The following is a 21,112-nucleotide window of genomic DNA, read 5'->3' as shown; positions in this document are numbered from 1 at the left end:
CTGGCTTGCCAGCGATAGCGGTGTATCAGTCAGCCCCAATGTTGAAAGTGCCGACGCCATCGCTGGCAAGCCAGCTCCCACAATGACCGCTGTGTGGCAGCTTTTTGTGCTCGGTTTTGTACTGCTGTTAAGTGCCTGCGCCAGCCAGGCGCCGCTGCCAACCGGCAACCCGACTTTGCCGCTGCCCTTGCAACTGCACATCGAGCGCCAACAAGCCGATCAGCGTCAGGACTGGCTGCTGGTGATCCAGCGCGAAGGCCCGGGCATCCGCTGGTCGATGATGGACCCGCTGGGCATTCCCCAGGCGCGTCAGCAACTGATCGACGGGCGCTGGCAGGCCGACGGTCTGCTGCCGCCCAACCCCGAAGCCCGCGAGCTGTTCGCCGCGTTGCTGTTCGCCCTGACCCCGTCGGGCGAACTGCTGCGCAATTACCCCTCCGCCCAGCAGCAGAGCGGGCAACGTTCGCTGCCGGCGCGCTGGGACATCCGTTATGCACAACCGTTGAGCTTCGAATTGAACCTGCCCCAAGGCCCGCACTATCGCGTCTCCCCACTCGGTGAAACGACGCCATGACCGCCTACCTGAATGCCCTCGGCGTGATCTGCGCCCTGGGCCGCGACAAGCAAGAAATCGCGCGCAATCTGTTCGCCGGCGACTGCTCGGGCATGCGCCCTGAGTCGGGCTGGGTGGCGGAGCGTGAGTTGCCGGTAGCCGCCGTACGCGGTGAACTGGCGCCGATCCCGGCAGAACTGGCCGACCAGAGCAGTCGCAACAATCAGTTGTTGCTGGAAGCCGCGCTGCAGATTCGCGCCGACATTGATCACGCGATCCAGACCTACGGCCGCGACCGCATCGGCGTAGTGCTCGGCACCAGCACCTCGGGTATCGACGAAGCCAGCCGTGGTCTGGCGCACTACATCCGTGAGCACCAATTCCCGGCGCAATACGACTACGGACAACAGGAACTCGGCGCCCCGGCCAATTTCCTTGCTGACTGGCTGCAACTGAGCGGCCCGGCCTATGTGATTTCCACCGCATGCACCTCCAGCGCCCGCGCATTGATGAGTGCGCAGCGTCTGCTTGATCTCGGTCTGTGCGACGCCGTGCTGTGCGGCGGTGTCGACAGTCTGTGCAAGCTGACACTGAACGGTTTTTCGTCGCTGGAAGCGGTGTCCGACGAGCGCTGCAATCCGTTCTCGGCCAATCGCAACGGCATCAACATCGGCGAAGCGGCGGTGCTGTTCGTGATGACCAAGCAGCGCGGTGATGGCCCGGCCATCGCCCTGCTCGGCGCTGGCGCCAGCTCAGATGCGCACCACATCTCAGCGCCAGAGCCGAGCGGACGCGGCGCCTTGCAAGCGATGCAGAAAGCCTTGCGCCGTGCTCATCTGCAAGCCGCGCAGATCAACTATCTGAACCTGCACGGCACCGCAACCCAACACAACGACGCCATGGAAAGTCTGGCAGTCGCCTCGCTATTCCCAGAGGGCGTGGCCTGCTCTTCGACCAAACCGATGACCGGCCACACCCTTGGCGCGGCCGGTGCGCTGGAAGCGGCGTTCTGCTGGCTGAGCCTCAGCGCTGACAACCACCAACACGCGCTGCCGCCGCACGTCTGGGATGGCCAGGCCGATCCCGAGCTGCCGCCGCTGAAGTGGGTGACCGCAAGCGAACGCCTGTCGTCCACTGCACCCCGCTACCTGATGAGCAATTCGTTTGCCTTCGGTGGCAACAACGTCAGCCTGATTATCGGAGACGCCCCATGACCGACTGGCCGCTCGCCGAACTGTTGCCCCACGCTGGCGACATGATCCTGATCGACAAGATTCTCAGCTTCGACGAAGAACAGATCTACACCCGCCTCACGGTCAAGTCCGAGGGTTTGTTCAACCTGCCCGACGGCAGCCTGCCAGCGTGGGTCGGCATCGAGTTGATGGCGCAAAGCGTCGCCGCGTTCGCCGGTTGCCATGCGCGACAGAAAGGCAACCCGGTGGAGCTGGGCTTTCTGCTCGGCACGCGCAAGTTCGAGTGCAACGTCGACACGTTTCCTGCGGGCAGCGAGTTGACTATCCATGGCATCCGCTCGCTGGAAGACGACAACGGCATGGGCGTGTTCGAGTGCCATATCAACGCGCCCGGCATCGAGGTCAGTGCTCGACTGAATGTGTTCCGCCCGCCACAGCCAACCCAATATCTGCAACAAGCACAGGAGTCGAACGATGACTGAATCCGTACTGGTCACCGGCTCCAGCCGTGGCATCGGCCGCGCCATTGCCTTGCGTCTGGCGCAGGCCGGGCATGACATCGTCCTGCATTGCCGCAGCGGCATTGCCGACGCACAAGCCGTGCAAGCCGAAGTCGAAGCGCTGGGCCGCCAGGCGCGGATTCTGCAATTCGACGTTGCCGACCGCGAAGCCTGCAAAAGCATTCTCGAAACCGACGTCGAAACCCATGGTGCCTATTACGGCGTGGTGCTCAACGCCGGCCTGACCCGCGACGGCGCTTTTCCGGCCCTGAGCGACGACGATTGGGACGTGGTGCTGCGCACCAACCTCGACGGTTTTTATAACGTGCTGCACCCGGTGATGATGCCGATGATCCGCCGCCGTGCCGCTGGTCGCATTGTTTGCATTACCTCGGTATCGGGATTGATCGGCAACCGTGGCCAGGTCAACTACAGCGCCTCCAAAGCTGGCGTCATCGGCGCGGCGAAGGCATTGGCGATCGAACTGGGCAAGCGCAAAATCACCGTTAACTGCGTCGCGCCGGGTCTGATCGACACGGCGATGCTCGACGAAAACGTGCCGGTGGAAGAACTGATGAAAATGATCCCCGCGCAACGCATGGGCACCCCTGAAGAAGTGGCCGGTGCGGTGAATTTCCTGATGTCGGCGGAAGCCTCGTACATCACCCGCCAGGTCCTGGCAGTCAACGGAGGCCTGTGCTGATGAAGCGCGTCGTCGTCACCGGCATGGCCGGCATCACCTCGCTGGGCAGCGACTGGGAGACCATCGCCGGCAACTTCGCGGCCAACCGCAGCGGCATCCGCCGGATGGACGAGTGGGATCGTTTCAGCGAACTCAACACGCGCCTGGCCGGGCCGATCGATGACTTTCTCGTGCCTGCGCACTGGACGCGTAAACAACTGCGCAGCATGGGCCGGGTGTCGCGGCTGGCGGTCGGTGCGGCGGAACAAGCCCTGGCCGATGCCGGTTTGCTTGGCGACGAATCGATCAAGGACGGGCGCATGGGCGTGGCCTGTGGTTCGTCCACCGGCAGCACCGACGAGATCAAAGCCTTTGGCAACATGCTGCTCAACTCGGTGGCCGAAGGCCTCAACGCCAACTCCTACGTGCGGATGATGCCGCACACCACCGCCGCCAATATCAGCATCTTCTTCGGCCTTACCGGACGCCTGATCCCGACGTCCAGCGCCTGCACCAGCGGCAGCCAGGGCATCGGTTACGCCTACGAGGCGATCAAGTTCGGTCGCTTGCCGTTGATGCTCGCCGGCGGCGCCGAAGAACTCTGCCCGACCGAAGCAATGGTCTTCGACGCGCTCTACGCCACCAGCCTGAAAAACGATGCGCCGCAAACCAGCCCGCGCCCGTACGACAAGAGCCGCGATGGCCTGGTGATCGGCGAAGGTGGCGGCATGCTGGTGCTTGAGGAGCTGGAACACGCCCTCGCTCGCGGCGCACACATCCACGCCGAGATCGTCGGTTTCGGCAGCAACGCCGACGGCCAGCACACCACACGCCCGGAACAAGTCACCATGCGCCGCGCGATGGAACTGGCGCTGGAAGACGCTGGCCTGACGCCGGATGCCATCGGTTATGTAAATGGTCACGGCACGGCTACAGAACAGGGCGACATTGCCGAAACACTGGCAACCAGCAGTCTGTTCGGCGAACGCATGCCGATCAGCTCGCAGAAGAGTTTCCTCGGCCACACGCTTGGGGCCTGCGGTGCGCTGGAGTCGTGGTTCAGCATCGAGATGATGAATCGTGACCTGTACGTGCACACGTTCAACCTCGACGAGGTCGATCCGCACTGCGGCAAACTCGACTACCTGCGCGGCGAGTTCCGCCAGATGCATCACGAGTACGTGATGAACAACAATTTCGCTTTTGGTGGCGTCAACACCTCGTTGATTTTCCGCCGCTGGCACTGACCGCAACACGTTTGGAGTGAAGGGAATGACTCAGTTTCACCGCATCGCCGCCCTGTTGGCCCTGGCCTTTGTCCTCGGCGGTTGCACCAGCAAACCGGTGTACAACGCCAAGGAAGAGTTCTCGCCGAACCTCGGCTTTACCCAGTCGCAAATGAGCCGTGCCATCGTTACCGCGCTGAACGACCGCCAATGGGTCGTGCAATCCGTGCGTCCGGGCATGATCAAAGCTGCGATCACCGTACGCGGTCGCCATCACGCCGAAGTCGACATCCCGTTCACCCCGACCTCGTTTGAAATCGACTACCGCAGCAGCTACGGCCTCGACGCCAAGGACGGCAAAATCCACGGCAACTACAACCGCTGGGTCAACCGCCTGCGCGACAACGTGCTCAAAGAGCTGTCGATCAACCCGGACATCGAGTTCGTCAACGACCTGGGCATCGTCAAACAAGGTGCCGACGAGCCGACCTACCTGAGCTTTCGCGAAGGCGTCAAACGCGCCACCGACGCCGGCCTGCTGGACGGCAGCGTGAAGTTCTACCTGGCCGGCGAAACCCTGCCCAAACAAGTGCGCAAACTCGACACCGTGAGCAGCAGCCGCAAAACCAACGGCTCGAACAAATCCGACGAAGACGCCTGCTTCTGGGCCCTGCAATCGGCCCTCGCCACCCTGCAAAACGCCGCGAAAAAAGCCGACGCCAACGCCGTGATCAACATCGCCAGCGTCGACCAGCGCGACCTGTACAAAGACACTGAGAAATTCCAGTGCCGTGCAGGGATGGTGGTGTCGAGCGTGGCGTTGCGTGGGGATTTGGCGCACGTGGATTGATTCAGTAAACCCCCTCACCACAAAGGGCGCCATTCGGCGCCCTCTTCATTTTCAGCATCTACACTCGTCCTGGCAGGCCGCCGCATCGCGCCTGCCAGAATGGCGAGCGCCAATCCGCCAAGCACTCGTAGTTCTCTTTCACCGTCAAGGAGATGACCATGCAAGTGAAAGCCCTGATTGCCGCCACGCTCTTGTGCCTGCTCCCCGGCGCCAGCCAGGCCACCAATCTGATGTACATGCCGTTCGAGACGGTGCTGTCGGACGCACTTCGTGCCGGACGACTGGATGGCAGTGTGAAGTTCTATCTGGTTGGCAATGGGCCGGTGGGAACTCAACAGTTGCTAAGGCGGGGTGTGGTCAGTGACTTGAGCACCAACGGTTTCAACAAGAGTGATCAGTTCTCGTGCGAGTGGGTGTTGCAGTCGAATCTGATCAAGTTGCAGGCCGAGGCCAAGCGGGTCGGGGCAAATGCGGTGGTCAATATTGTCAGTTATTACGACCAGCATGTGCGCAAGGATTTGAATACGTATGAGTGCCGGGCGGGGGTGTTTGCGACGCGGGTGGCGTTGAAAGGGGATCTGGTGCGGTTGCCTTAACGGCAACATCAAAAGATCGCAGCCTGCGGCAGCTCCTACAGTGGAATTCGCTTTTCCCTGTAGGAGCTGCCGCAGGCTGCGATCTTTTGATGTTAAGTCGGCAAAGGCTCGACCTTGCGCGTGAGCAGTTCGACGAACGCTTTGGCCATCGGTGATTTCTGATCCTTGCGCTGCACCAGCCACACCGCAGAAATGGCCTCGGGATCGAGCAACGGCCGATACACCACACCGTCGATACGCATGCGCTGATAAGAGGCAGGCAAAACAGAGACGCCCAGGCCAGCAGCCACCAGTCCGATGATGGTCATCGCCTCCCCGGCCTCTTGCGCAAAGTGCGGGCTGAAACCGGCGTCACGGGCCAGGCTAAGCAGTTGTGCGTAAAGACCGCTGCCATAACTGCGCGGGAAGAACACGAACGGTTCCAGCGCCAATGCCGAGAGGAACAGGCCTTCCTCGCTGCCCTGGGCCAACGGATGCTTGGCGCTGAGCACCGCCACCAAAGGCTCGCGCATCAGTTCCACCACGTTCAATGAATCGGGCAGGCCCAACGGGCGCATGATGCCGACCTCAATCGACTCGTCCACCAAGGCGTCGGCAACCATGGTGCTGCTCATCTCCCTCAGATTCAGGTGCACCGCCGGGAAACGCTGACGAAAGGAAAAAATTGCCTGGGGAATGGTCGAGTTGAACGGCGCCGATGAGGTGAAGCCGATCTTCAGTTCCCCTAGTTCGCCGAGTTGCGCACGACGGGCGACATCCGCCGCTTTGTCGACTTGCGCCAGCACCAGCCGCGCCTCTTGCAAAAACAATCTGCCGGCCTCACTCAGCTCGACCCGACGATTGGTCCGTTCAAACAGGCGTGCACCGACCTCTTGCTCGAGCGCCTGAATCTGCTGGCTAAGCGGTGGCTGGGAGATGCCCAGCACCTGTGCTGCGCGGCCGAAGTGCAGTTCTTCGGCGACGGCGATGAAGTAGCGCAGGTGACGCAATTCCATGAAAACCCCATTAGGTCGTTAAAGCTATCAAACAGGTCGAACAATATATTGGATAGAAACATTAGCCAGCTATATGATTTTTTCATTGCCTGCCTGGCCGTGCTCTCCCGAGGTCTGATGTGAAAACTGCCACCGCCCCCCTTGCCCATGAGGTTCCGCCTGCAGCGGACGATGTCGTCGCCGAACGGCAAGAGATCTACATCGAAAAAGGCACACCGATGTTCATGCGCACGGTGCTGGCGCTGTTCAGCGGCGGATTCGCGACGTTTGCCCTGCTGTATTGCGTGCAGCCGATGATGCCGTTGCTGTCGCATGAATACGGAATCAACGCGGCGCAGAGCAGCCTGATCCTATCGGTGGCCACCGGCATGCTCGCCATTGGCTTACTGATCACCGGGCCGATTTCCGACCGGGTCGGGCGTAAACCGGTTATGGTTGCCGCGCTGTTCGCGGCAGCGCTGTGCACCATGGCCAGTGCAATGATGCCGAGCTGGCAGGGCGTTCTGATCATGCGCGCGCTGATCGGCTTGTCGTTGAGCGGTCTGGCGGCGGTGGCGATGACCTATCTCAGTGAAGAGATTCATCCGCAACACATCGGCCTTGCCATGGGGTTGTATATCGGCGGCAACGCAATTGGCGGGATGAGCGGACGGCTGATTACCGGGGTGTTGATCGACTTCGTCAGTTGGCACACGGCGATGCTGGTGATTGGCGGTCTGGCGATGATTGCGGCGGCGGTGTTCTGGAAGATCCTGCCGGAGTCGCGCAATTTCCACTCGCGTTCGCTGCACCCGCGCAGTCTGCTGGATGGCTTCACCATGCACTTTCGCGATGCCGGTCTGCCGTTGCTGTTCCTCGAAGCGTTCGTGCTGATGGGCGCGTTTGTCACGCTGTTCAACTACATCGGCTATCGCTTGCTGGCTGCGCCGTACAACCTTGATCAGGTGTTTGTCGGCTTGCTCTCGGTGGTGTACCTGTCGGGTATCTACAGCTCGGCGAAGATTGGTTCGCTGGCGGACAAACTGGGGCGGCGCAAGGTGTTGTGGGCGACGATTGCCCTGATGTTCGCCGGCCTCGCCCTGACCATGTTCACGCCGTTGCCGCTGGTGATCATCGGCATGCTGATCTTCACCTTCGGCTTCTTCGCCGCGCATTCGGTGGCAAGTAGCTGGATCGGGCGCCGTGCAATCAAGGCCAGGGGCCAGGCGTCGTCGCTGTACCTGTTCAGCTATTACGCCGGGTCGAGCATTGCCGGGACGGCGGGCGGGGTGTTCTGGCATTTGGGCGGGTGGAACGGGATTGGTTTGTTTATCGGTGCGTTGTTGCTGATCGCACTGTTGGTGGCGTTGAAACTGGCGAAGCTGCCGCCCCTCGGCGGCGTCAAAGCCTGACGCAAATCCCTGCATTTGATCCGCGTCCGACATTGGATCATCGAAACAAAAACGCCCGGCATATGCCGGGCGTTTTTATTGTGTCGCGATCACTCGTGATACTGCGCCGATAGCTCATGCACCGCGCGCAGGAAGGCGCCGGCGTGCTCCGGATCAACCTCAGGCGTGATGCCGTGGCCGAGGTTGAACACGTGGCCGCTGCCCTTGCCATAGCTGGCCAGGATGCGCCCGACTTCGGTGCGGATGGCTTCCGGTTTTGCGTAAAGGACGGTCGGGTCCATGTTGCCTTGGAGGGCAACCTTGTCACCGACGCGGGCGCGGGCGTTGCCGATGTCACAGGTCCAGTCCAGGCCCAGTGCGTCGGCGCCGGCCTCGGCAATGCTTTCCAGCCACAGGCCGCCGTTCTTGGTGAACAGGATCACCGGCACTTTGCGACCGTCGTGCTCGCGGATCAGGCCGCTGACGATTTTCTTCATGTAGGCCAGCGAGAACTCCTGGTACGCCGCCGCCGACAGGTTGCCGCCCCAGGTATCGAAGATCTGCACCGCTTGCGCACCGGCCATGATCTGGCCGTTGAGGTACGAGGTCACCGACTGCGCGAGTTTATCCAGCAGCAGGTGCATGGCTTGCGGGTTGTCGTAGAGCATCGCTTTGGTCTTGCGGAAGTCTTTCGACGAGCCGCCTTCGACCATGTAGGTGGCCAGCGTCCAAGGGCTGCCGGAGAAACCGATCAGCGGCACACGGCCGTTCAGCTCGCGACGGATGGTGCTGACCGCATCCATTACGTAACCAAGGTCTTTGTGCGGATCCGGGATCGGCAAGGCTTCAATATCGGCCAGGGTGCTGACGACTTTCTTGAAGCGCGGACCTTCACCGGTCTCGAAGTACAGGCCCTGGCCCATCGCGTCGGGAATGGTGAGGATGTCGGAGAACAGGATCGCCGCGTCCAGTTGTGGATAGCGGTCGAGCGGCTGCATGGTGACTTCGCAAGCGAATTCCGGATTCATGCACAGGCTCATGAAGTCACCGGCGTGGGCACGGCTGGCGCGGTATTCCGGCAGGTAGCGGCCGGCCTGACGCATCATCCACACGGGGGTGACGTCTACGGGTTGCTTGAGCAGGGCGCGGAGGAAACGGTCGTTCTTCAGGGCAGTCATGTCGGCATCCGGAAAAAAAGTGCGGGCATTTTCTCAGAGCGCGACACAAAAGGCACGGATGCAGGTCAGCCTTTTGTCTATCGGGTCAATTTATTGCGTTGGAATGCTGATTTTTGCAGCAACACAAAGCACTGTGGGAGCTGGCTTGCCAGCGATGCAGACACCTCGTTTTGTCAGATTGACCGAGGTGATGCTATCGCTGGCAAGCCAGCTCCCACAGGTATTGCATTGCAGTCAGCCGGACGGGTTTAGACGCCCAGGTAATCCAGAATCCCTTCAGCCGCATTACGGCCTTCGAAGATTGCCGTCACCACAAGATCCGAACCGCGCACCATGTCGCCACCGGCGAAGATTTTCGGGTTGCTGGTCTGGTGCTTGTACTGACCTTGTTCCGGGGCTACCACGCGGCCCTGGCTGTCGGTCTGGATTTCGAACTGTTCGAACCATGGCGCCGGGCTCGGGCGGAAGCCGAAAGCGATGACCACGGCGTCGGCCGGGATGATCTCTTCGGAGCCCGGAATCGGCTCAGGGCTGCGACGGCCACGGGCGTCCGGTTCGCCGAGACGGGTCTCGACCACTTTCACGCCTTCGACCTTGTCTTCACCAACGATGGCGATCGGCTGGCGGTTATAGAGGAATTTCACGCCTTCTTCCTTGGCGTTCTTCACCTCTTTGCGCGAGCCGGGCATGTTCGCTTCGTCACGACGATAGGCACAGGTCACCGACTTGGCGCCCTGACGGATGGACGTGCGGTTGCAGTCCATCGCCGTGTCGCCGCCGCCGAGTACCACGACCTTCTTGCCCTTCATGTCGACGAAATCTTCCGGCGACTTTTCAAAGCCCAGGTTGCGGTTGACGTTGGCGATCAGGAAATCCAGCGCGTCGTAAACGCCCGGCAGATCCTCACCGGCAAAACCGCCCTTCATGTAGGTGTAGGTGCCCATGCCCATGAACACCGCGTCGTATTCGGCGAGCAGTTGTTCCATGGTCACGTCTTTGCCGACTTCGGTATTCAGACGGAACTCGATGCCCATGCCGGTGAAGACTTCGCGGCGATTGCTCAGCACGGTCTTTTCCAGTTTGAACTCGGGGATGCCGAAGGTCAGCAGACCGCCGATTTCCGGGTTCTTGTCGAACACCACCGGGGTCACGCCGCCGCGTACCAGCACGTCGGCACAACCCAGGCCCGCCGGGCCCGCACCGATGATCGCGACACGCTTGCCGGTCGGTTTGACCTTGGACATGTCCGGGCGCCAGCCCATGGCGAACGCGGTGTCGGTGATGTACTTCTCGACCGAACCGATGGTCACCGCGCCGAAGCCGTCGTTGAGGGTGCAGGCCCCCTCGCACAGACGATCCTGCGGGCATACCCGGCCGCAGACTTCCGGCAGGGTGTTGGTCTGGTGCGACAGTTCGGCGGCCTGGAGGATGTTGCCCTCGGCCACCAGCTTCAGCCAGTTGGGAATGAAGTTGTGCACCGGGCACTTCCATTCGCAATACGGGTTGCCGCAACCCAGGCAGCGGTGGGCCTGGTCGGCCGACTGCTGGGGTTTGAACGGTTCGTAGATCTCGACGAACTCTTTCTTGCGTTGACGCAACAGTTTCTTCTTCGGATCTTTGCGCCCGACATCGATGAACTGGAAGTCGTTATTCAGACGTTCAGCCATTGTTAAAACCTCATCAAACTCTTCAGGCGCATATCACTGCGGGTTGGCACGAGTGCTGGAAAGCAACGATTTCAGGTTGGCAGCCTTCGGCTTGACCAGCCAGAAACGGCGCAAGTAGTCATCGAGGTTCTCGGCGAGTTCACGACCCCACTCGCTGTCGGTTTCGGCGACGTACTCGTTCAGCACGTTTTGCAGGTGGCTGCGATAAGCCTCCATCGCCTCGCCGCTGATCCGCTGGATTTCCACCAGTTCGTGGTTGACCCGGTCAACGAAAGTGTTGTCCTGGTCGAGCACGTAGGCGAAACCACCGGTCATGCCAGAGCCGAAGTTGTAACCGGTCTTGCCCAACACGCAGACGAAACCACCGGTCATGTACTCGCAGCAGTGATCGCCAGTGCCTTCCACAACCGTGTGGGCACCGGAGTTACGCACGGCGAAACGCTCACCTGCGGTGCCGGCAGCGAACAGCTTGCCGCCCGTGGCGCCGTACAGGCAGGTGTTGCCGATGATGGCGCTTTCCTGAGTCTTATAAACGCTGCCCTTGGGCGGCACGATGGTCAGCTTGCCACCGGTCATGCCTTTGCCGACGTAGTCGTTGGCATCGCCTTCCAGATACATGTTCAGACCGCCGGCGTTCCACACGCCGAAGCTCTGACCGGCAGTGCCTTTGAAGCGGAAGGTGATCGGCGCCTTGGCCATGCCCTGGTTGCCGTGCTTGCGCGCGATTTCGCCGGAGATCCGTGCGCCGATCGAACGGTCGCAGTTGCAGATGTCCAGGTCGAACTCGGCACCACTCATGTCGTTGATCGCCGACGACGCCAGCTCGACCATTTTCTCGGCCAGCAGGCCTTGGTCGAACGGCGGGTTGCGCTCAACGCCGCAGAACTGAGGTTTGTCCGCCGGAATGTGATCGCTGCCCAGCAGCGGAGTCAGATCCAGATGGTTTTGCTTGGCGGTCTGGCCTTCGAGGATTTCCAGCAGCTCGGTGCGACCGATCAACTCTTCGAGGGAACGCACGCCGAGCTTGGCCAGCCACTCACGGGTTTCTTCGGCGACGTAGGTGAAGAAGTTCACCACCATGTCGACGGTGCCGATGTAGTGATCCTTGCGCAGCTTCTCGTTCTGAGTCGCAACGCCGGTAGCGCAGTTGTTCAGGTGGCAGATACGCAGGTATTTGCAGCCCAGCGCGATCATCGGCGCGGTGCCGAAACCGAAGCTTTCAGCGCCGAGGATCGCCGCCTTGATCACGTCGAGGCCGGTTTTCAGGCCACCGTCGGTCTGCACCCGGACTTTACCGCGCAGGTCGTTGCCGCGCAGGGTCTGGTGGGTTTCGGCAAGGCCGAGTTCCCACGGTGCGCCAGCGTATTTGATCGAGGTCAGCGGCGAAGCACCGGTGCCACCGTCGTAGCCGGAGATGGTGATCAAGTCCGCGTAGGCCTTGGCCACACCGGCGGCGATGGTGCCGACGCCTGCTTCTGCTACCAGTTTCACCGAGACCAGCGCCTTCGGGTTGACTTGTTTCAGGTCGAAAATCAGCTGCGACAAGTCTTCGATCGAGTAGATGTCGTGGTGCGGCGGCGGCGAAATCAGGGTCACACCCGGCACGGCATAACGCAGCTTGGCGATCAGCCCGTTGACTTTACCGCCCGGCAGTTGCCCGCCCTCGCCCGGCTTGGCGCCTTGGGCGACCTTGATCTGCAGCACTTCGGCGTTGACCAGGTATTCCGGGGTCACGCCGAAACGGCCAGTCGCGACCTGCTTGATTTTCGAGCTCTTGATGGTGCCGTAACGCGCCGGGTCTTCGCCGCCTTCGCCGGAGTTGGAACGCGCACCAAGGCGGTTCATGGCTTCGGCCAGGGCTTCGTGAGCTTCCGGCGACAGAGCGCCCAGCGAAATACCGGCGGAGTCGAAGCGCTTGAGCACCGATTCCAGCGGCTCGATTTCACTGATGTCCAACGGCGTGTCGAGGGTCTTGACCTTGAGCAGGTCGCGAATCATCGACACCGGACGGTTGTCCACCAGCGAGGTGTATTCCTTGAACTTGGCGTAGTCACCCTGCTGCACAGCGGCTTGCAGGGTGTTGACCACGTCCGGGTTGTAAGCGTGATATTCGCCACCGTGGACGAATTTCAGCAGACCGCCCTGCTGGATCGGCTTGCGCGGGCTCCAGGCTTCGGTGGCCAGTGCTTTCTGCTCGGCTTCGATGTCGACGAAACGTGCACCCTTGATACGGCTTGGCACGCCACGGAAGCTCAGCTCACACACTTCTTCGGACAGGCCGATGGCTTCGAACAGCTGCGCACCGCGATACGAGGCGATGGTCGAGATGCCCATCTTCGACAGGATCTTCAGCAGACCTTTGGTGATGCCTTTGCGGTAGTTCTTGAACACCTCGTAGAGGTCGCCCAGCACTTCACCGGTACGGATCAGGTCGCCCAGCACTTCATAAGCCAGGAACGGATAGACCGCCGAGGCACCGAAACCGATCAGCACCGCGAAGTGATGCGGATCGCGTGCGGTAGCGGTTTCAACGAGGATGTTGGAATCGCAGCGCAGGCCTTTTTCGGTCAGGCGGTGGTGTACCGCGCCAGTGGCCAGCGAGGCGTGGATCGGCAGCTTGCCCGGAGCGATATGACGGTCACTCAGAACGATCTGGGTACGACCGGCACGCACGGCTTCTTCAGCCTGATCGGCAACGTTGCGGATCGCTGCTTCGAGGCCGACGCTTTCGTCGTAGTTGAGGTCGATGATCTGCCGCTCGAAACCCGGGCGGTCGAGGTTCATCAGCGAGCGCCACTTGGCCGGGGAAATGACCGGCGAGCTGAGGATCACGCGCGAGGCGTGTTCCGGCGACTCCTGGAAGATGTTGCGCTCGGCACCGAGGCAGATTTCCAGCGACATCACGATCGCTTCGCGCAGCGGGTCGATCGGCGGGTTGGTCACCTGCGCGAACTGCTGGCGGAAATAGTCGTACGGCGTGCGTACACGTTGGGACAGCACGGCCATCGGCGTGTCGTCGCCCATCGAACCCACGGCTTCGTAGCCTTGCTCGCCGAGCGGGCGCAGTACCTGATCGCGCTCTTCGAACGTGACCTGATACATCTTCATGTATTGCTTGAGCTGATCGACGTCGTAGAACGCCGAACCGTGGTCGTTGTCTTCCATGGTCGCCTGAATGCGCAGGGCATTCTTGCGCAGCCATTGCTTGTACGGATGACGGGATTTCAGACGGTTGTCGATCGCATCGGTATCGAGGATCTGCCCGGTTTCGGTGTCCACGGCGAGGATCTGCCCCGGACCGACACGGCCCTTGGCGATCACATCTTCCGGCTGGTAGTTCCAGACGCCGATTTCCGAAGCAACGGTGATGAAGCCGTTGGTGGTAGTGACCCAACGCGCCGGCCGCAGACCGTTACGGTCGAGCAGGCACACCGCGTAACGACCATCGGTCATTACCACGCCGGCCGGGCCGTCCCACGGCTCCATGTGCATCGAGTTGTACTCGTAGAACGCACGCAGATCCGGGTCCATGGTTTCAACGTTCTGCCACGCAGGCGGAATGATCATCCGCACGCCACGGAACAGGTCGATGCCGCCGGTGACCATCAGTTCGAGCATGTTGTCCATGCTCGAGGAGTCGGAGCCGACACGGTTGACCAACGGGCCGAGTTCTTCCAGATCCATCAGATCGTTGGTGAACTTGGTCCGACGGGCCTGCGCCCAGTTGCGGTTACCGGTAATAGTGTTGATCTCGCCGTTGTGGGCGAGGAAGCGGAATGGCTGAGCCAGCGGCCATTTCGGCAGGGTGTTGGTGGAGAAGCGCTGGTGGAACACGCAGATAGCGGTTTGCAGACGCTCGTCACTCAGGTCCGGATAGAACGCGGCCAGGTCGGCCGGCATCATCAGGCCTTTATAGATGATGGTCTTGTGCGAAAAGCTGCAGATGTAGTGGTCGGAGTCGACGGCGTTAGACACCGACGAACGACGACGGGCGCTGAACAGCTTGACCGCCATGTCCTGATCGCTCAAGCCTTCACCGCCGATGTACACCTGCTCGATCTGCGGCAGGCGCTCAAGGGCCAGGCGGCCGAGGACGCTGGTGTCGATGGGCACTTTGCGCCAGCCGATCAGTTGCAGGCCTTCAGCGAGGATCTCGCGGTTCATGTTCTCGCGAGCGGCTTCGGCCTTGGCCGGATCCTGATTGAAGAAGACCATGCCCACGGCATATTGCTTGGGCAGCTCGACGCTGAAGGATTCCTGGGCAATGGCACGCAGGAACGCGTCGGGTTTTTGAATCAGCAGACCGCAACCGTCACCGGTCTTGCCGTCGGCATTAATCCCACCGCGGTGGGTCATGCAGGTCAGGGCCTCAATGGCCGTTTGCAAAAGGGTATGACTGGGCTCGCCCTGCATATGGGCTATCAGGCCGAAACCGCAGTTATCCTTGAATTCATCTGGTTGGTACAGACCTGCTTTCATAGACACTTTCTCACCAGGCTGCCTCTTTTCGAGGCAAATTTCTTTTCAATTCAACCACTTGCGATCCGCGCCGAACGTACGCCGGCTTAGCGGGGGCAAAAGGGTGGTCATTGTACACAGCGACACAGACGCTCACAAATTTGACGACGAAATGTCGCAAATCTATGTCGCATTTGTGAAAGGTTTAAAGCGATCTGCTGTGCTAGTCAAAACTTTTTTAATTTTGACCGCAACGACTCAAAGACTACTGTGACGCAGACACCACAAGGCACGCGGCCTGTAAAGGCGGCGCGCACTCGTAGAAATTTTGAGGTGCTTGGAGAGGCGGCCTGGGTAAGGCCGCCGAATCTTCAGCGAGTTGTTGCCAGTTCCTGTTGGACGCTGGCGACAGTGCGAGGCCAAGGTTTACCAGCCTGAACCTTCGCTGGCAAGGCCTTGATGGCAGAAACAGCCGCATCACGATTGGCGAAGTTGCCGTAGGTGATGACGTAGAGAGGCTTGCCGTTGAGGACTTTCTTGAAATAACGGTACTCGCCGCCCTGTTCTTTGACGAACGTTTGCGCCGCGGCTTCGGAGCTGGTGCCGAGAATCTGCACCACGTAGTTGCTCGTCGGCTGACCGGCGTACCAGCTGCCACCGGCGGCTTTGGCGACGGTCACCGGCTTCTCGGCCGGCTTGGTCGCGGCGACAGGCTTGGCTGGCGCTGCAGCAGGTTTCGCTGCTGGCGCTGCCGGAGCAGGCTTGGCGGTGGCGATTTGCGTCGGCGCAGGCGTCGGCTTGGCGGCCGGGACTGGAACCGGTGTTGGTGCCGGACCGGCCGGAACGCCTGCCGGAGGCGCCGAAGTGGTCACGGTTGGCGGCGTATCGCTGGAGCCTTCCAGTGGCACGCCGTCGTCGCCTTCGGTGATCCCGCCGGCCGCTTCGGCCAATGGCCCGCGCATCACCGGTTGCGAATTGCCGACCAGCGGCAACGGCATCGGCTGCGTATTGCCGGCGAACTCGACGTTCGGCGCGCCGCCGTTCGCAGCGCCCTGACCCAATGGCAGTTGCGCCTGTTCGTTGGCCGGTGCGCCGGTGGTTGGCGCCTTGTTGCGACCCGGCATCAGCCAGGCGGCGGCGACCGCGACCACAACGACGGCGGAAATCGCCAATACGTGTTTCTTCGGCATGTTGAACCCCATACTTGGACGCTTCACCGCAGAGCGGCTGGCAATCATGACTTCGATCAGAGCATCGCGGGCGACCTGGTTGATGTTGCCCGGCCAACCCTCGGAGCTTTCGTGAATATCAGAGATCTGATCCGCGGTGAAAAGTTCGACACCCCGGCCTGCACCTTCGAGCCGTTGGTCGAGATACTCTCGGGTCTCTTCTTCGGTGTACGGCTGCAGTTCGATGACGTGGAAGCGCTCTTCCTCAAGGTGCAAAGCCTCGAGCTGAGCGATCAGCGACGACTCACCGAACAGGAACACATGCGGGCGACCTTCCGGAGCGCCGGCACCCAGCGCCATCAGCGCTTCGAGGGCGGATTCGTCGAGCTGCTCGGCGTCGTCCACCAGCAGATAGACTTCCTGGCCAGTCAGCGCGAGTTGCACCACCTGATCCAGAATCGCGCCGACTTCGGCCTGGGCCACGTTCAGCGCCTGAGCGACCTGACGCAGCACGCCCGCCGCATCGCCGGCACCGCGTGCGGAAACCACCACGCTCTGCACCGATTGCTTGTTGGTGCTGGCCACCAGTGCCTGACGCAGCAGCGTCTTGCCGCTGCCCTGCGGGCCGGTGACCACCAGCAGCAACTGGCTGTAACGCGCCAGGTGATGCAGTTGACCCAGCACCGGTTTGCGCTGGGCCGGGAAGAACTTGAAGCCCGGCACCCGCGGAGCAAAGGGGTCGTGACTTAACTGGAAATGGCCGAGGAACGCCTCGTCGGCATGCAAACTAGTCATCGGAATCTTATTAACCTTTAAGCTGAGCCAGGGCGCGGTAATCCGCTCCCAGCGTGGCCTGTAGAACCTCTTTCGGATAATCGTCGGTCACTACCGCTTCGCCCATCCGGCGCAGCAGCACCAGGCGCAGACGACCGTCGATCACTTTTTTATCAATAGCCATGTGTTCGAGAAAATCAGCTTCGCTCATCTCTGTCGGCGGGATCACCGGCAAACCGGCCCTCTGGAACAGACGAATACCGCGATCACGCTCCTGCTCACTGATCCAGCCGAGGCGCGCGGACATCTCCAACGCCATCACGGTGCCAGCGGCGACCGCCTCACCATGCAGCCACACACCATAGCCCATGTGGGTCTCGATGGCGTGGCCGAAGGTGTGGCCGAGATTGAGCGTGGCGCGCACGCCGGTTTCCTTCTCATCGGCGCCGACCACCGCAGCCTTGGCTGCACAGGAGCGCTCGATGGCGTAAGTCAGGGCTTTCTGGTCCAGCGCGCGCAGGGCGTCAACGTTGTCCTCCAGCCAGGTGAGGAACGGCTCGTCGCAGATCAGGCCGTACTTGATGACTTCCGCCAGACCCGCCGACAGCTCTCGCTCTGGCAGGGTTTTCAGTGATGCCGTATCGATCAGCACCACGTTCGGCTGGTAGAACGCGCCAACCATGTTCTTGCCCAGCGGATGGTTGATGCCGGTCTTGCCGCCCACCGACGAATCGACCTGGGACAGCAATGTAGTGGGGATCTGAATGAAATCGACGCCACGCTGGTAGCAGGCAGCAGCAAAACCGGCCATATCGCCGATCACACCGCCGCCAAGGGCGATCACCGTGGTGCGGCGATCATGACGAGCGGTCAGCAGACCGTCGAAGATCAGTTGCAGGGTTTCCCAGTTCTTGAAGGCTTCGCCGTCCGGCAGCACCACGGAAATCACTGAGAACTGCGCAAGGCTGCGAGTCAGACGCTCGAGATAGAGCGGCGCAACGGTCTCGTTGGAGATGATTGCCACCTGACGTCCGTGGATATGCGGAGCCAGCAGCTCGGGCTGATCCATCAAACCTTCGCCAATATGAATCGGGTAGCTGCGCTCGCCTAGATCGACCTTGAGTGTCTGCATGTGTCCCCACAGTGAAGATGGAAGCAGGCGTCCTGCCCTGAATTATTGGTTATCTGCGGCCTATAGCGGGTATGACGCCGCTCGCACGCCATCCGCCACAACCTCGCCGGGCTGTGACAGGACGCCGAGGATAGCGCATTTCGGGCGATGCTTTAACGGGGTGGAAGCTGCGCCAGGCGGTCGAGAATGTCGAGCACTACCATGCGCGGTGGCCGTTCATCGGTTTCCACCACCAGATCGGCGATTTCCCGATAGAGCGGATCACGTATTGCGAGGAGGTCGCGCAGGGTTTTCTCGGGATTGGCAGTGCGCAGCAGCGGCCGATTGCGATCGCGCGCCGTGCGGCCGACCTGCTGTTCGACGGAGGCGTGCAGATACACCACACGGCCGCCTTCATGCAGGGCCTTGCGGTTGGCGTCACGCATTACCGCGCCACCGCCGGTCGCCAGCACCACGCCGTCGAATCCGCACAGTTCGGCGATCATCGCCTGCTCACGGTCGCGAAAGCCGGGCTCGCCTTCCTTGTCGAAGATCCACGGGATATTGGCGCCCGTGCGCAGTTCAATTTCCTTGTCGGAATCTTTGAACGGCAGGCGCAGCTCTTTGGCCAGCAACCGGCCGATGGTGCTTTTTCCAGCGCCCATCGGTCCTACAAGAATCAAATTTCGCACAGAATCAACGACTCACAGCAATCGCCTGGTTATTCATGATACGCGGAGTGAGAAATACCAGCAGCTCGGATTTTTTCTCCGAAACCACATCACGCCGGAAAAGGCGGCCAAGATACGGCACATCGCCAAGAAATGGCACCTTATCTACAACCTTGCTTTGAGTATTTGAGAAAACGCCACCAATCACGATGGTTTCACCGTCATTGACCAGCACCTTCGCGTTGACCTCGTTCTTCTTGATCGGCGGTACATCCTGCACTTTGTTCAGGTAGTCCGGTTCGTCCTTGGTGACCTTGACCTCCATGATGATGCGGTTGTCGGGGGTGATCTGCGGTGTCACTTCCAGGGACAGCGAGGCTTCTTTGAACGATACCGAGGTCGCGCCGCTGGAGCTGGCTTCCTGATAGGGAATCTCGGTGCCTTTGAGGATCTTCGCGGTTTCCTTGTCGGAGGTGACCACCTTCGGTTGCGAGACGATTTCGCCGTTACCGGTCTTCTCCATGGCCGTCAGCTCAAGGTCGAGCAGAACATTGTCAGTGATGAAGGCGATACCAATCCCGGACGTGTTGTTGACAGTGCCCATGTCGACGAATGGCGAATTGGTGCTGGTGCTACCCGGCGTGCCGATGGTGGTCGATGAGCCGTTACTGACCCCGGAGGTGTTCCAGTTGCCCTTGTTCTGCACCGAACCGCCCCAGCGCACACCCAGACTCTTGTCGTAATCGACGTTGGCTTCAACGATCCGTGCCTCGATCATCACCTGACGCACCGGAATATCCAGTTGCGCCACGATCCGCCGCAGTTCATCGAGACGATCCTGAGTCTGGTAGGCAATGATGTTGTTGGTGCGCTCATCGACGGTAATCGAGCCACGCTCGTCGATTTTGGCCTCGGCGCTGGTCACCGACTGGAACAGCTTGGCGATGTCCGCGGCCTTGGCGTAGTTCACTTGCAACAGCTCACGGCGCAGTGGCGCCAGTTCGGCGATCTGTTTCTGCGATTCGAGCTCCTGGCGTTCGCGGGCGGCGATTTCGTCGGCCGGAGCGACCAGCAACACGTTGCCGATCTTGCGCTTGTCCAGCCCCTTGGTTTTCAACACCAGATCCAGCGCCTGATCCCACGGCACATTTTGCAGACGCAGAGTGATCCCGCCCTGAATCGTGTCACTCGCCACCAGATTGAGGTTGGTGAAATCGGCGATCAGTTGCAGCACCGAGCGCACGTCGATGTCCTGGAAGTTCAGTGATAGTTTGTCACCGATATAGGCCTGTCGATCTGCGTTGCGTTTTTGCAGGTCATCCGCCGTGATCGGCCGGATGCTGACGGTCAGTTTGTTATCGGTCTGGTAGGTGGAGTAATCGAACGTACCGCTGGGCTCAACGGTGATGATCGCGCGGTCGCCAGTGGCGGCGGCGTTGACGAACTGCACCGGCGTGGCGAAATCCTTCACGTCGAGGCGCACCCGCAGCTTGTCGGGCAATTGCGTGCGGGCGAAGCTGAGGATGATCTTGCCGTCATGCTCCTGAATATCGGGAGCAATGGTCGGGTCGGACAGGTCGATGACCACGTTACCCTCCCCCTCCGTGCCTCGTTGAAAATCCACGCCGCGAATGGCTTTGGTTTTTGGCACGAACGCCCTGGCGGGTGCGGAAGCCGCTGCCGTGGTCGCACGGGACGCCGCCACAGCAACCGGGCGCGCAGTGGTTGTCGGCGCCCCCTGACCTACCACCACAAAAAGATTGTTGCCCTCGACCCGCGTGTCATATGGCGCCAATTGCGTGAGATTGACGATCAGGCGCGTCCGATCCTTCGCTTCAACCACCGTGGCCGTGCGTGCATTGCCCCTACCCAGATCGAGATGCTTGCTGGCCAACTGGCTGGCGACACCGGGCAAATCCAGCGCGATCCGCGCCGGCGAATCGGTGGTGTAGCCCTTGGGCTGCGGCGGCGGGCCGTCGAATGACAGCTTCAACTCGACACGGTCACCCGGCAACGCTGCTACGTCCAGCGCCTTCAGATTAGCCGCCTGAACCATCGGTGACATCAGCGCTATCCATAGCGAAAAACCGAGGGTGGAGAAAATCCTGTTCATTATTCG

16 protein-coding genes are annotated in these 21,112 nt (G+C 61.0%); 8 read left to right on the top strand and 8 right to left on the bottom strand.

What is annotated here, in order from left to right; translation table 11 throughout:
* Positions 1 to 82 precede the first annotated feature (82 nt).
* The 7 genes from PSH79_RS02150 (at position 83) to PSH79_RS02120 (ending at position 5,600) form a co-directional block, all read left to right on the top strand.
* Positions 83 to 574 (top strand): hypothetical protein, encoded by a 492-nt coding sequence (locus tag PSH79_RS02150; protein ID WP_370872598.1) that lies wholly within the window; start codon positions 83 to 85, stop codon positions 572 to 574.
* Positions 571 to 1,767, top strand: a complete 1,197-nt coding sequence (locus PSH79_RS02145) for a beta-ketoacyl-[acyl-carrier-protein] synthase family protein (RefSeq protein ID WP_305441016.1) — start codon at positions 571 to 573, stop codon at positions 1,765 to 1,767. Before PSH79_RS02150 ends, PSH79_RS02145 begins: the two co-directional genes overlap by 4 nt.
* The gene (locus PSH79_RS02140) at positions 1,764 to 2,228 is read left to right on the top strand and encodes a hotdog family protein (protein WP_305441015.1); all 465 of its coding nucleotides are present in this window, start codon (positions 1,764 to 1,766) and stop codon (positions 2,226 to 2,228) included. The genes PSH79_RS02145 and PSH79_RS02140 overlap by 4 nt, the downstream gene beginning before the upstream one ends.
* Positions 2,221 to 2,949, top strand: a complete 729-nt coding sequence (gene fabG, locus PSH79_RS02135; RefSeq protein WP_305441014.1) for a 3-oxoacyl-ACP reductase FabG — start codon at positions 2,221 to 2,223, stop codon at positions 2,947 to 2,949. Before PSH79_RS02140 ends, fabG begins: the two co-directional genes overlap by 8 nt.
* Entirely contained in the window at positions 2,949 to 4,175 is a 1,227-nt protein-coding gene (locus PSH79_RS02130; RefSeq protein WP_305441013.1) for a beta-ketoacyl-ACP synthase, read from the top strand. Before fabG ends, PSH79_RS02130 begins: the two co-directional genes overlap by 1 nt.
* Positions 4,176 to 4,200: 25 nt before the next feature.
* The gene (locus PSH79_RS02125) at positions 4,201 to 5,004 is read left to right on the top strand and encodes a hypothetical protein (protein ID WP_150708724.1); all 804 of its coding nucleotides are present in this window, start codon (positions 4,201 to 4,203) and stop codon (positions 5,002 to 5,004) included.
* Between the two features lie 158 nt (positions 5,005 to 5,162).
* The gene (locus PSH79_RS02120; protein ID WP_305441012.1) at positions 5,163 to 5,600 is read left to right on the top strand and encodes an excinuclease; all 438 of its coding nucleotides are present in this window, start codon (positions 5,163 to 5,165) and stop codon (positions 5,598 to 5,600) included.
* A gap of 92 nt (positions 5,601 to 5,692) precedes the next feature.
* On the opposite strand, the gene PSH79_RS02115 is transcribed toward PSH79_RS02120, so the two are convergent.
* On the bottom strand, positions 5,693 to 6,595 hold the full coding sequence (locus PSH79_RS02115; RefSeq protein ID WP_305441011.1) for a LysR family transcriptional regulator: 903 nt from the start codon (positions 6,593 to 6,595) through the stop codon (positions 5,693 to 5,695).
* 119 nt (positions 6,596 to 6,714) lie between these two features.
* Between PSH79_RS02115 and PSH79_RS02110 the strand changes: the two genes are divergently transcribed.
* Positions 6,715 to 7,986: an MFS transporter gene (locus tag PSH79_RS02110; protein WP_305441010.1), complete on the top strand. Its 1,272-nt coding sequence runs from the start codon at positions 6,715 to 6,717 to the stop codon at positions 7,984 to 7,986.
* 89 nt (positions 7,987 to 8,075) lie between these two features.
* Here the strand turns inward: PSH79_RS02110 and hemE are convergent, their stop codons facing one another.
* The 7 genes from hemE to pilQ form a co-directional block, all read right to left on the bottom strand.
* Positions 8,076 to 9,143 carry a uroporphyrinogen decarboxylase gene (hemE, locus tag PSH79_RS02105; RefSeq protein WP_100846503.1) on the bottom strand — a complete coding sequence of 356 codons (1,068 nt, stop codon included), beginning with the start codon at positions 9,141 to 9,143 and terminating at the stop codon, positions 8,076 to 8,078.
* 248 nt (positions 9,144 to 9,391) lie between these two features.
* Positions 9,392 to 10,810: an FAD-dependent oxidoreductase gene (locus PSH79_RS02100; protein WP_007909438.1), complete on the bottom strand. Its 1,419-nt coding sequence runs from the start codon at positions 10,808 to 10,810 to the stop codon at positions 9,392 to 9,394.
* 33 nt (positions 10,811 to 10,843) lie between these two features.
* Positions 10,844 to 15,289, bottom strand: coding sequence for a glutamate synthase large subunit (gene gltB / locus PSH79_RS02095; protein ID WP_305441009.1), 4,446 nt, complete (start codon positions 15,287 to 15,289; stop codon positions 10,844 to 10,846).
* Positions 15,290 to 15,639: 350 nt separating this feature from the next.
* Positions 15,640 to 17,232 (bottom strand): AAA family ATPase, encoded by a 1,593-nt coding sequence (locus tag PSH79_RS02090; protein WP_305441008.1) that lies wholly within the window; start codon positions 17,230 to 17,232, stop codon positions 15,640 to 15,642.
* A gap of 10 nt (positions 17,233 to 17,242) precedes the next feature.
* Positions 17,243 to 18,343 (bottom strand): 3-dehydroquinate synthase, encoded by a 1,101-nt coding sequence (gene aroB / locus PSH79_RS02085; protein WP_305441006.1) that lies wholly within the window; start codon positions 18,341 to 18,343, stop codon positions 17,243 to 17,245.
* Between the two features lie 152 nt (positions 18,344 to 18,495).
* A complete protein-coding gene (gene aroK / locus PSH79_RS02080) occupies positions 18,496 to 19,014 on the bottom strand; it encodes a shikimate kinase AroK (RefSeq protein ID WP_187679606.1) in 519 nt (172 codons plus the stop codon).
* Between the two features lie 4 nt (positions 19,015 to 19,018).
* Positions 19,019 to 21,106: a type IV pilus secretin PilQ gene (pilQ, locus tag PSH79_RS02075; RefSeq protein WP_305441004.1), complete on the bottom strand. Its 2,088-nt coding sequence runs from the start codon at positions 21,104 to 21,106 to the stop codon at positions 19,019 to 19,021.
* Between the last annotated feature and the right edge of the window lie 6 nt (positions 21,107 to 21,112).

This window comes from Pseudomonas sp. FP2196 (genome assembly GCF_030687715.1).
GTDB lineage: Bacteria > Pseudomonadota > Gammaproteobacteria > Pseudomonadales > Pseudomonadaceae > Aquipseudomonas.
The sequence above is the reverse complement of the archived record's forward strand: the minus strand, read 5'-3'. Positions and strand labels throughout refer to the sequence as shown.